Origin of the sequence: Enterobacter sp. ENT02 (assembly GCF_019219165.1) — a bacterium.
GTDB classification, from domain to species: domain Bacteria; phylum Pseudomonadota; class Gammaproteobacteria; order Enterobacterales; family Enterobacteriaceae; genus Enterobacter; species Enterobacter mori.
The window spans coordinates 285,386-296,825 of the sequence record NZ_JAHUWD010000003.1 but is presented as its reverse complement, the minus strand read 5'-3'; the positions used below and the strand labels follow the sequence as shown (position 1 = coordinate 296,825).

The following is an 11,440-nucleotide window of genomic DNA, read 5'->3' as shown; positions in this document are numbered from 1 at the left end:
CTCATCTGACGAATTGAGTCACAAAGAAAAAGGGCCGCACAGGCGGCCCTTTTCGGGTTATTTGTTCAGCTTGATGACCTGCTTCACGTCGATTTCAAACTCGTTCCAGTCTTTATCGACTTTACCCTGGAGTTCGACCTTATCCTGCGGGCTGACGGTCACGCCGTTCCAGCGCTTGTGGTCAATCTCAACTACCACCGTGCCGGTTTCATCGCGGAAGGTATAGCGGTCATCGGACAGGCGCTCGGTGATGTTCCCGCGCAGCTTCACCCAGGCATCGTCCTTCAGATCCTTCACTTTTGCCGCCGTCGTCAGGTTGGCGTTGTTATCCACAAAACCGCCCTGCTGGGTTTGCGTCTGGGTCGCGGTTGCGGACGGGCCGTTAAATCCGCCCTGCGCGGCAAAAACAGGGGCAGTGGTCATCATCATGATGGCAGCAAGTGCAGCGAATTTTTTCATCTTAATCTCTCCCTTTAATGTGGTTTCGCAGTCCATTAAACAGGGTAATCCTTAACAACTTCTTAAGGGGAAAATTTATTTATTTTTACTGTACAGCATGTTGATTCAGAGGGTTTACTGACGGCATCAAGGAGGGAACATGCGCATTTTACTGGTAGAAGACGACAGGCTCATCGGCGATGGCATCAAAGCGGGCCTGAGCAAAATGGGGTTTAACGTGGACTGGTTTACCGACGGGAAAACCGGTCAGGCCGCGCTGTATAGCGCGCCCTATGATGCCGTAGTGCTGGATCTAACGCTGCCGGAGATCGACGGGCTGGCGATCCTGCGCGCCTGGCGCGAAAGCGGGCGCAGCGAGCCGGTACTGATTCTGACGGCGCGGGATGCGCTGAACCAGCGCGTCGAGGGGTTGCGCCTGGGCGCGGACGATTACCTTTGTAAGCCGTTTGCCCTGATCGAAGTGGCCGCGCGCCTTGAAGCGCTGGTGCGGCGCAGCCACGGTCAGACCCGCAGCGAGCTGCGTCACGGTAAGGTCACGCTCGACCCGACGAGCCTTGTCGCCACGCTGGAGGGCGAAACGCTGCCCCTCAAACCTAAAGAGTTCGCCCTGCTGGAGCTGCTGATGCGCAATGCGGGCCGCGTGCTCCCCCGCAAAGCAATTGAAGAAAAGCTCTATAACTGGGATGACGACGTCTCCAGTAACGCCGTAGAGGTCCACGTCCATCATCTTCGCCGCAAGCTCGGCAGCGCGTTTATCCGCACCGTGCACGGCATCGGCTACACCCTGGGTGACGCATGAAACTGAGCCTGAAACTCCGCCTGACGCTGCTCTTCCTGCTGCTCTCCCTGACGGCCTGGTTTGCCGCCAGTCTTGTCGCGTGGCAGCAAACGACGCATAAGCTCGACAAGCTCTTTGATACCCAGCAGATGCTGTTTGCCAAACGTCTGCTGACGATGGACCTGGACGAGATCCGCGCGCCGGAGCGCATGCGCGAGGTGCCCAAAAAAGCCAAACACGGGCATTTGGACGATGACGCGCTGGCCTTTGCCATTTTCAGCGCCGACGGCAGCATGATCCTCAACGACGGTGAAAACGGGCACGATATTCCGTATCACTACCGCCGCGACGGATTTGCTGACGGGCGGCTTCAGGACGACAACGACGAATGGCGCTTCTTATGGCTGACGTCGCCAGACGGTAAATACCGCGTGGTGGTCGGCCAGGAGTGGGAGTACCGCCAGGACATGGCGCTGGACGTGGTGAGCTCGCAGCTTACGCCGTGGCTGGTGGCGCTGCCCGTCATGCTGCTGTTGCTAATCCTGCTGTTGAGCCGCGAGCTGAAGCCGCTGAAAAAGCTGGCGCAGACCCTGCGCTCCCGCACGCCGGATGCCACCGATAAACTCCCAACGGAAGGTGTCCCCACTGAGGTGCGTCCGCTGCTCGACGCGCTGAATCACCTCTTTATGCGCACGCAAGAGATGATGAGCCGCGAGCGCCGCTTTACCTCCGATGCCGCCCACGAGCTGCGCAGCCCGTTAGCCGCCCTGAAGGTGCAAACCGACGTGGCGCAGCTGTATCAGGACGATCCCGAGGCGCAGTCCAAAGCCCTTTCGCAGCTTCATGCGGGTATCGACCGCGCCTCCCGGCTGGTGGATCAGCTCCTTACGCTGTCGCGCCTGGATTCGCTGGATAACCTGGACGGCGTCGAGCCGATTGTCATGGCCGATTTACTGCAGTCCGCGGTGATGGATATTTATCATACGGCGCAGCAGGCGGGCATTGATGTGCGCCTGAATATCCATGCGCCAGAGGTGAAACGCGCGGGTCAACAGCTGCTCCTGAGCCTGCTGGTACGTAATCTGCTGGATAATGCAGTACGTTACAGCCCGCGCGGTAGCGTGGTGGACGTGACGCTGGACGGTCACCGCTTCACCGTGCGTGACAACGGCCCCGGGATGTCCCCCGACGCGCTGGCACGTATTGGCGAGCGCTTTTATCGTCCACCGGGGCAAGATGCCACCGGAAGCGGGCTGGGGTTATCGATTGTTAAACGCATCGCCACCCTCCACGGTATGCGCGTCTCGCTGGCTAATGCGCCTGAAGGGGGCGTTGAGGTCAACGTCAGCTGGTAGGCATTATTGCGCTGTGTGCAAAAGACTTTGCACATTTTGCTTATTTTTCCGCTCCGTCCTCGCGCGTAGAATCCCCGACATACTCTCAACACCGAGGACAAATAATGAGCAACATTTTGATTATCAACGGCGCGAAAGAGTTCGCGCACTCTAAAGGCCAGTTGAATGACACCCTGACCGAGGTCGCGGACGGTTTCCTGCGCGACGCCGGGCATGATGTTAAGGTCGTGCGCGCGGACAGCGATTATGACGTGAAAGCCGAAGTGCAGAACTTCCTGTGGGCCGACGTGGTGATCTGGCAGATGCCGGGCTGGTGGATGGGCGCGCCGTGGACCGTGAAAAAATACATGGATGACGTGTTCACTGAAGGTCACGGTTCGCTGTATGCCAGCGACGGTCGTACCCGTTCAGACGCCTCCAAAAAATACGGTTCCGGCGGCCTGATTCAGGGCAAAAAATATATGCTCTCCCTGACCTGGAACGCCCCGATGGAAGCCTTCACCGAGAAAGATCAGTTCTTCGAAGGCGTGGGCGTAGACGGTGCGTATCTGCCGTTCCACAAGGCGAACCAGTTCCTGGGCATGGATCCGCTGCCGACGTTTATCGTTAACGACGTGATTAAAATGCCTGATGTCCCGAGCTATATCGCAGAATATCGCAAGCATCTCGCGGAAATTTTTGCTTAACTGGTAACCTGGAATTAGAAGGAGTTAACCATGCTTACCGTAATTGCTGAAATTCGTACTCGTCCAGGTCAACATCACCGCCAGGCGGTGCTGGATCAGTTCGCGAAGATTATCCCGACCGTACTTGAAGAAGAAGGCTGCCACGGCTATGCGCCGCTGGTGGATGCAGCCACTGATGCTAGCTTCCAGGCGACCGCGCCGGATTCAATCATGATGGTTGAACTGTGGGAAACCGTGGCGCACCTTGAAGCGCACCTGCAAACTCCGCACATGAAAGCGTGGAGTGAGGCGGTAAAAGGTGACGTGCTGGATACCCATATCCGTATTCTGGAGCAAGGGGTTTAAGGTTCGTGGAATTTGCCGGGTGGCACTGCGTTTACCCGGCCTACAAAACCTGACCCGTAGGCCCGGTAAGCGCTAGCGCCACCGGGCTTTTTGTATCACCTTAAAGCCCAACTGCTATGCTTATTCTGACTTCATTGTTAACAGGAGGATGGAATGGGTCTTTTTAACTTCGTGAAAGAAGCAGGCGAAAAGTTATGGGATAACCTGACCGATCATAAAGGTCAGAGCGACAAAGTCAGCGAGCACCTCAAAAAGCTGAATATTCCTGGCGCGGATAAAGTCCAGGTCACCGTTACCGACGGCAAAGCCAGCGTGACGGGCGACGGGCTGACGCAAGAACAGAAAGAGAAAATTCAGGTTGCCGTGGGGAACATCGCAGGGGTGAGCGAGGTGGAGAACAACATCACCGCCACCGATGCCGAAGATGAAGCGACCTACTACACGGTTAAATCAGGTGACACCCTGAGCGCCATCTCCAAAACGGTGTATGGCAATGCCAACCAGTACAACAAGATTTTCGAGGCGAACCGCCCGATGCTCTCCAGCCCGGATAAAATTTATCCAGGCCAGACGCTGCGCATCCCGAAAGCGTAACCGCAGAGTCGGGGGGACCTCCCCCGACTGTTTTACCAGTACGATTTCCAGCTTTGTGTAAAGCGCACCAGCGCCTCAACGTAGAAGTAATCCCCCCAGCTTGCGCACTCATCCACCCCTTTATTGCTCGCCAGGTGATACACCGAGTGCTTCAGCAGCCCGTTGCCCTTCTCGTCTTTGCCCATGAGATAGTGCTTCGTCAGCGACGACATGATCCCTTTCGCCCACTCCAGATAGCGCTCGCGATCCGGATCCGTAACCGGCAGATGCTTCACCAGTTCCAGCAGCCCGCATACCGCGATGGCCGCCGAGGACGAATCGCGCAGCGCGTCGGTGCCCACCAGCGCCAGATCCCAGTGGCAGACAGAATCCTCCGGCAGTCGGTTGAGGAAATAGTTCGCCAGCCGCTTCGACAGGGCGATCATCGTCTTGTCACCGGTATAGATATAGCTCAGCAGGAAGCCGTAAATGCCCCACGCCTGCCCGCGCGACCAGCACGAATCGTCGGCGTAGCCCTGCTGGGTATTGCCGTAGCGCGGCGCGCCGGTGTTCACATCCATATAGTAGGTGTGGAACGTCGAGGCATCCTCACGGATGAGATACGTCGCCGCCTGCATCACGTGCGCTTTTGCAGCCTCGGCAAAGCGCGGATCGCCGGTTTGTTCCGTCGCCCAGTAGAGCAGCGGCAGGTTCATGTTGCAGTCGATGATCATGCGTCCGGCCTGTTCCGGATCGGCCAGATCGCCCCACGCCTGAATGATCTTCGCCTTCTCATGGAAGCGCTCCAGCAGGGCTTCCGCCGCCAGCAGGGAGAACCCGCGCGCCTGGCGGTTCCCGGTCAGCCGCCAGGCCGCCACGCAGGAGAGCGTGTACAGGAAGCCCAAGTCGTGGGTGTTGGTGTCATTGCGTCCGGCGATGCGCAGGCCGAACGAGCGCACGTGCTTTTCCGCCATCGCGCGGAATTTCGCTTCGCCGCTCATCTCCCACGCCAGCCAGAGCTGGCCGGTCCAGAAGCTGGTGGTCCACTCCACGTTATCGGTCAGCGGGTAAAAACCGTCCTTACAGGTTTCCGCCGGGAACTGCTCGCCGAATTCGGTTAAATGACGGCTAATCAGGTCGAGGACATGGCCGCGAGCCGAGCTGAGTTCATCGCTAAATGCGCGTGGGTCAACGGGCGCGGCAATCGCAGGCAGGCGCTCCTCTTTGATACGACTTAACATATTTCGGTTCCTTCTTTGACGGCGTAATTATCGGGTAGAGGTTTCTGCTACGTTCAGCGTGCGGGGCCCGCGCCATTTGCTCTGACAGGCGGATAACGTGAAGGCAGAAATAAGGGTAAAGGTCAGCGCCGTGGCGCCCATGATGATATAGGTCTGTTCAAAACCGATGCGATCATACAGATATCCCGCAGGCGAAGAGATGACCACGTTACCGACGTACAGCATTGCCTGATAGCCCAGTAAATACATGGTGGCGTTCACGCGCTTATCGAAATGTTCGGCGATGTATTTAAAGACGGAGACCAGCAGCAGGCAGATCTCCAGGCCATACAGGGGTTTAAGCACGGAAATTAACAGGTGTGAATCGCACATGCCGGAAATAATCAGACGCGCTCCCACCACCAGACCGACAATTAACAGCCCGCGCTTGGCGCCAATAAAGTTGACGAACAGCGGGATCACCATATACATAACGAACTCCATGCCGGACTGCACGGTGCCCAAATAGCCAAACACCGCGTTGCCCTGGTGAATATCGTCAAAGAAGGTGACGAAATAGCGCGAGAACTGCTGTTCGGCGATAAACATCATCCACGCCACGCCCGCCACGTACAGGCAGAACGCCCAGAATTTACGGCTGCGCAGCAGAGCGTACACGTCCGAAGGGGCGATTTTCTCTTTGGTCAGCACCTCACCGGCGTGAACGGAGTTAGTGTTCACTTTCAGGCTGAGCAGGACAATCAGCATCACCACAGAGGTCACGCTGCCCATAATAAAGTTATACGCAGGCGAGAGGTTAAACAGCAGTCCGGAGAAGGACGACGCCACCGCCCAGCCGAGCGAGCCCCACATGCGGATCTGCCCGAACTCCATGCCGTTCAGGCGGCTGAAGCGGTCAGAATAGGATTCACACGCCGCCACGCCCGCATACCAGGCAAAGCTCAAATAGAGCGCGCCGATAATTATCCCCAACATGGTGTTGGAGATTAACAGCGGCTGATAGACGTAAATAAAGAACGGCGCCATCAGGGCCGACATGGCGACCACAAAATAGAGCAGGTATTTGCTCATGCCAATTTTATCGAGAATATAGCCGTAGATGGGTTTGAGAATAACGGAGAAAATACCGTTCACCGCGAATACGGTTCCGATCACCGCCCCGCTGAGATTCGCTTTTTGACCGAGCCAGATAGCCAGCAGACCAATACTGGCGGACCAGGTAAAGAAATAGAGAAAAATAAAGCTGCTGATTTTGTAATATTCGGTTCTGTTGGTTATCGATGTATTTTTCATACCATCCTCGCCGAGGTGTAGGGTCAGAATTTTTATAATGTGAACGACAGTTGACGTTCGCCTCCAGGTTCGCGGATCTCGACCTGGTTTTGAGTGATATTCAGGTGCGGCCTGGCCGCACTATTTTGCTTTTCGCTAGCAAAGACGGCGCAGCAGAGCCAGCTTTCGCCTTGAGGGATATCGGTTTTTAACAGCGGAATGGTGGCGCACTCCGGGAACATGATGCTGCTGTTCGGCGGCGTAACGATGCTGTCCGGCAGGCGCTTGATGGCGGGCGACAGATCGACAATCACGCTGCTGCCGTTCTCGGCTGCCAGATAACAGCCGCGCTCGCGGATCTGGTGTTCAGTTTTCATCACCGCAAACCCACCCTCGGCCGTTTGCAGCGCGCGTGCGCTGTTGATGCGGTGCAGGCGCAGATGCCATTCTCCGAACGGCACTTGCCAGGTGTCGATATGCACGTCGTGCCACGGCGACCAGCGCGAGTAGAGGTAATTTTCATCCACCCGCACCGCTTCGCATTCGCGGCGACCGCGGTAGTAATCGTCTCCGTCCGCCAGCAGCAGCATGGAATCACAGGCCGCATGCTTCAGGCCAAAGCGCCCGCGCTCAATGGTGAAACCAAAGCGGCTGGAGTAGGCAAATTTAGTGTATTTGGCGTCGGTATTGACGTAGTTATTCAGCTCAAGCTGTCCGGCGGTAAGCATGGTGACGTGCTGCGACTTTTCCGCATGGATAAGGATCTGCCGGGCATGCGGAATCACGTGCTTTTCCGCCAGCGCGGGCAGCAGCTGTTCCTCAGCCAGCCAGAACGGGTGCGTCTCCGGCAGCGCCAGAATGAGGTAAGTTTTCAGTGCCCAGTACGGCGAACCAGGCGAGTTGTAGTCCTCGCACATCGCGAGGTTCGGATAGGCAAAGCCGAGGGTCAAAATGCCGTCGCGATCGGTAATCGGCTGCTGCTGCCACCAGCGCAGATGGCGCAGAATAATGCCCTTCACGATGCCCGGCGTGAACACCTCCAGCCCGGAAAAAGCCACCGCGCTCCAGAACGCGACCATTGCAAAACGGTAAGTCAGGCTGCGGCCAAACGGCACCGAGGCACCATCAGCAGCGGACCAGTAGATAAAGTCTTGCGCGAACAGACGCGAGCGCTCGCGCAGCACGTCCGCCCTCGCCTCGTCGCCGCTCAGGGCGGCGTAGATCAGCCCGTAGAAGTGGAAGGCCATTGAAATGTAATAATCTTTCGGACGCCCCGGACCGTCGGAATACCAGCCGTCGCCCAGATAGTACGCGTCCATCAGCGCAAAGCGATGGTCGATGGCGCGCTGATCATACGGCAGCCCCGCGCGCTTGAATCCAAGCTGGACCATGATGGCGAAGTAGTTCCAGTTGCTGTCCGGCATCTGCGCGTCGGTAATCTGGCTGAGCCAGGCGTGGAGGTTCATCACTTCGCGCTCGGTGAAACGCTCGAGGAGTTTGTCACCCAGCAGGGACAGCCCCAGACCGTAGGCCGCCATCTCCACCAGACGCTGATCGTAGGGGCTGGTTTCACCCCAGTAGCCCGCGCTTTGCGGATCGGTGCCCAGTTTGATGGCGTCCAGGTATTTCTCACTCCACGACTCGCCCTCGCCGCCCGCCATCAGCGGAAACAGCCCCCACAGCGCGCGGGAAAGCCCTTCCATCTGCGCGATATCCGTCGCGTAGTGCGCGCAGGTCTCGCCCAGCGAAAAACGTGAACTGCCCGGCGGAAACTGCTTATCCAGCGCGCCCAGCATCCCGTTTAAATACGCCACCACGTCCCGGCGTGAAGACAACGGATTTGATTTTTCTTTGTTTGCCGCCCACATAGGTTTGCCCTCGTAATCAACTGCGGCAAAGCATAGTGAATCCGCAAGGGGCAGAAATGTTAGCCGCGTCACAGGTGAGAACGATGAATAAACCTACAGTTAAGAAAATTTAAAAAGGTGGTTTATAAATAGCATCTGACGGGAAAAAGTTGAGTTCTATTGCACTATGCGCGACACGCCAACGTCCGATCATCTGGAGCTGATTACCCTAAACGACACCGTGGTGTCGTTTAGCCGCCTGTTCGCCAATACCGTGCGTTACCACCACTGGCATCAGTGTCTGGAAATTCTCTATGTGGAAGAAGGGTTTGGCGTCGCGATTGTCGACAACCGGCATTACACCATGCGCCCCGGCCGGCTGTTTTTCTTCCCACCCTTTACCCTGCACAAGGTGATGGTGGACGCGCAGGCGGAGGCCATTTACCGGCGCACCATCATTCATCTCGATCATCACGCCGTGCTGAAAAACCTGCGTGATTTCCCGCAAACCCGGCAGCGGCTGGAGCGGCTTTCACGCCGCGGCGGTGAGGCGTGGGTCGCTGACCTGGCGCATTGCCATCACCATGTCGATCATCTGTTGGGCTGTTATCAGTCGCCCATGAACAGCGAGGCCATTGCCGGGCTGCTGATCGGCCTGTTTGCCATGCTGCCCGACGATCGCGACGGCACGCCGGGCAGCAGCCAGGGGATCGCCAGCCAGGTGATGTTCTGGCTGGATGAGCACTATCAGGAGAAGTTCCGCCTGGACGCGCTGGCCGCAGAGCTGGGCAAATCGCGCAGCTACGTGTCGCGAAAATTCCATGCGGAGACGGGCGAGAAGATCCACGACTATCTCAACACGTTACGGCTGCGTAAGGCCTGCGAGTGTTTGCTACACACGGATTCGAGCGTGCGAGACATCGCGGCGCAGACGGGGTTCTCCGACGTGACGTGGTTCATCAGCGCGTTTAAAAAAGGGATTGGCGAGACGCCGCTGCAGTACAGGAAGAACCATCGTTCGCTTTGACGCCCTCTACCACAGGAAGAGGAGGAAAATCAACCACTCTTCTTCCCCGGCTTTAATCCACGATGTAACTCGTTGATGCGCTTCATCGACTTAATAGTGCGCTGCGGCTCGGTGGAGGCGACGGACAAAATAATCATTTCAAGGCACAGCAGCACCGTGCCGTGGAGCGGGATTTTGCCCTTCTCGCCGCCGCGCGGAACGTGGATCACCACGCTGGCCTCTTTACTGAATCGCGAGTCGGTCGCGTTAGTCAGCAAAATGGTGGGAATGCTCAGACGTTTCGCCTCGCGCAGCGTGGTCTGCCCTTCCCGGTGCGCGGATTTTTGCGCCATCATCACCAGCACGTCACCGCGCTGAAGCGCAATAAGCTGCTCGGCAAGCCCTATCCCGGTGCGGTTGAGCGGGATCGCGGGAAGTCCCATACGGCTGAACAACCTGGCAGTGTAATCGGCCAGAATACCGGATGCGCCAATGCCAAAAATAGCGACCTGCCTCGCCTGTGCCAGCAGCGACACGGCCTGCGCCATCGCATAGCGGTTGTGTGGTTCAGACAGCACCTCGCAGGTGTGCCGATGCCCCTCCAGCACGAAATCTATGCTCGTATTCACATCGCTGCTCAGCGTATTCACCGTGGTAGACATTTTCTCGCTGGAAGTCACCACCGGGCCGAACCACTGCTCGAGCGTCTGCTTCAGATCGCGCAATCCGGCAAAACCGAGCGCCTGGATAGCGCGAACGACGGTGGCATCCGAGGTGTTAAGCAGTGTCGCGATCTCCATCGCCGTCTGCTCCATGACCGCTTCACGATTTTCATTGATATAGCGCGCCACCAGCAGCAGCCGTGGCGTGAGCTGGTTCGCTCGCGAACGGAAGCGGTCACCGTACACATCGACTTTGCGGATCACCGTGATGCCTCCGGCAGCGGACGTCCCGCAATCTGCGACTGCACCTGCGCGACCATCAGGCCTAACGAGGCGAACGAGTTCGAGATGGCCTCCTCGCGTGAGATGAGCACGTAATGCCCGGTGCGGCAGGCGTTGAGGAACTGGCACCATCCTGGCATCACCGCGTCCATCGCCGCCAGCTCGTCCTGCGGCTTGCCGCCGGTATCGCCGCGCCAGGTGGCGAAGACGAAATCGGCATCCAGCTCCGGCAGGCGCTCGGCGCTGACGTCGATACGCCCACCGTCCGGGATGCTCTCAATCAGCGGTGGAAACGTGAATCCTGCGTCGCGCAGCACGCGTCCAAGCGAGTGGTAGCTGTGCATGGCGTTGATTTTTCCCTGATTGGCCTGAATCACCGACACGGTTAACGTGCGGGTGTCGATAGTCGCTTTCAGGGCCTTGATTTGCTCCTGATAGCGACGCTCCAGAACCTTCAGCCGCGCCTGCGTACCGGTGAGCTGCGCCAGCTTGCGGTAGATTTCGGGCGCACCGCCGTCGAGGTGATCGATGCTCACCGTCGGGGCAATTTTTTCCAGCTGTTCTACCGGCGTGTTACGGGTCGGCTCGGTGATGATCAGGTCCGGTTTCGCGGCGGCAATGGCTTCAATGTCGATATCCGCAGTGCCGATGAATTTGATGTCGGAATTATCAAAATCGACGCCGGTTAACATGCCGCTGGAACGCAGAAAATGGCTGCCGTCCGGTCGGGTGCGGCCATGGCTGGCAACCGGGGGTACCCCAAGCTCAATCAGCGGGATGGTGATATCCAAATCGTGCAACGAGACGATCCGCTTCGGATGGACCGGCACTACCACGTTGCGGTTCAGATCGTCTGTAAACGTCTGCGTCGGTTCCGCCGCACTCGCCACAAACCCTACCAGCAACAGCATTGTCAAAAGTACGCGCATCACAC

12 protein-coding genes are annotated in these 11,440 nt (G+C 57.7%); 6 read left to right on the top strand and 6 right to left on the bottom strand.

Going from position 1 to position 11,440, the window contains the following annotated elements:
- Nucleotides 1–57: 57 nt before the first annotated feature.
- Nucleotides 58–459 carry a YgiW/YdeI family stress tolerance OB fold protein gene (locus KW829_RS12400; RefSeq protein WP_029485199.1) on the bottom strand — a complete coding sequence of 134 codons (402 nt, stop codon included), beginning with the start codon at nt 457–459 and terminating at the stop codon, nt 58–60.
- Between the two features lie 139 nt (nt 460–598).
- Between KW829_RS12400 and qseB the strand changes: the two genes are divergently transcribed.
- From qseB to lysM, 5 genes are all read left to right on the top strand, one after another.
- Nucleotides 599–1,258: a quorum sensing response regulator transcription factor QseB gene (gene qseB, locus KW829_RS12395; protein ID WP_218308323.1), complete on the top strand. Its 660-nt coding sequence runs from the start codon at nt 599–601 to the stop codon at nt 1,256–1,258.
- A complete protein-coding gene (gene qseC / locus KW829_RS12390) occupies nt 1,255–2,592 on the top strand; it encodes a quorum sensing histidine kinase QseC (RefSeq protein ID WP_172701210.1) in 1,338 nt (445 codons plus the stop codon). Before qseB ends, qseC begins: the two co-directional genes overlap by 4 nt.
- 104 nt (nt 2,593–2,696) lie before the next feature.
- Nucleotides 2,697–3,278 (top strand): NAD(P)H-dependent oxidoreductase, encoded by a 582-nt coding sequence (locus KW829_RS12385; RefSeq protein ID WP_042714968.1) that lies wholly within the window; start codon nt 2,697–2,699, stop codon nt 3,276–3,278.
- Between the two features lie 30 nt (nt 3,279–3,308).
- A complete protein-coding gene (locus KW829_RS12380; protein ID WP_010435613.1) occupies nt 3,309–3,623 on the top strand; it encodes a putative quinol monooxygenase in 315 nt (104 codons plus the stop codon).
- 153 nt (nt 3,624–3,776) lie between these two features.
- Nucleotides 3,777–4,217 carry a peptidoglycan-binding protein LysM gene (lysM, locus tag KW829_RS12375; RefSeq protein ID WP_010435614.1) on the top strand — a complete coding sequence of 147 codons (441 nt, stop codon included), beginning with the start codon at nt 3,777–3,779 and terminating at the stop codon, nt 4,215–4,217.
- Nucleotides 4,218–4,249: 32 nt separating this feature from the next.
- Here lysM and KW829_RS12370 read toward each other — a convergent pair whose 3' ends face one another.
- The 3 genes from KW829_RS12370 to KW829_RS12360 are packed head-to-tail and all read right to left on the bottom strand — an operon-like array spanning nt 4,250 to nt 8,577.
- Nucleotides 4,250–5,437, bottom strand: a complete 1,188-nt coding sequence (locus KW829_RS12370; RefSeq protein ID WP_218308322.1) for a glycoside hydrolase family 88 protein — start codon at nt 5,435–5,437, stop codon at nt 4,250–4,252.
- Between the two features lie 27 nt (nt 5,438–5,464).
- On the bottom strand, nt 5,465–6,730 hold the full coding sequence (locus tag KW829_RS12365) for an oligosaccharide MFS transporter (protein WP_089599592.1): 1,266 nt from the start codon (nt 6,728–6,730) through the stop codon (nt 5,465–5,467).
- A 32-nt stretch (nt 6,731–6,762) separates the two neighbouring features.
- Entirely contained in the window at nt 6,763–8,577 is a 1,815-nt protein-coding gene (locus KW829_RS12360) for a DUF2264 domain-containing protein (protein WP_218308321.1), read from the bottom strand.
- A gap of 166 nt (nt 8,578–8,743) precedes the next feature.
- Here KW829_RS12360 and KW829_RS12355 point away from each other — a divergent pair, with 166 nt between their 5' ends.
- Nucleotides 8,744–9,583, top strand: coding sequence for an AraC family transcriptional regulator (locus KW829_RS12355; RefSeq protein ID WP_218308320.1), 840 nt, complete (start codon nt 8,744–8,746; stop codon nt 9,581–9,583).
- Between the two features lie 29 nt (nt 9,584–9,612).
- Here the strand turns inward: KW829_RS12355 and KW829_RS12350 are convergent, their stop codons facing one another.
- Together KW829_RS12350 and KW829_RS12345 are read right to left on the bottom strand one after the other, a co-directional pair.
- Complete coding sequence (locus KW829_RS12350) at nt 9,613–10,488, bottom strand: MurR/RpiR family transcriptional regulator (RefSeq protein ID WP_218308319.1); 876 nt, start codon at nt 10,486–10,488, stop codon at nt 9,613–9,615.
- Nucleotides 10,485–11,435 (bottom strand): iron-siderophore ABC transporter substrate-binding protein, encoded by a 951-nt coding sequence (locus KW829_RS12345; RefSeq protein WP_218308318.1) that lies wholly within the window; start codon nt 11,433–11,435, stop codon nt 10,485–10,487. The genes KW829_RS12350 and KW829_RS12345 overlap by 4 nt, the downstream gene beginning before the upstream one ends.
- Between the last annotated feature and the right edge of the window lie 5 nt (nt 11,436–11,440).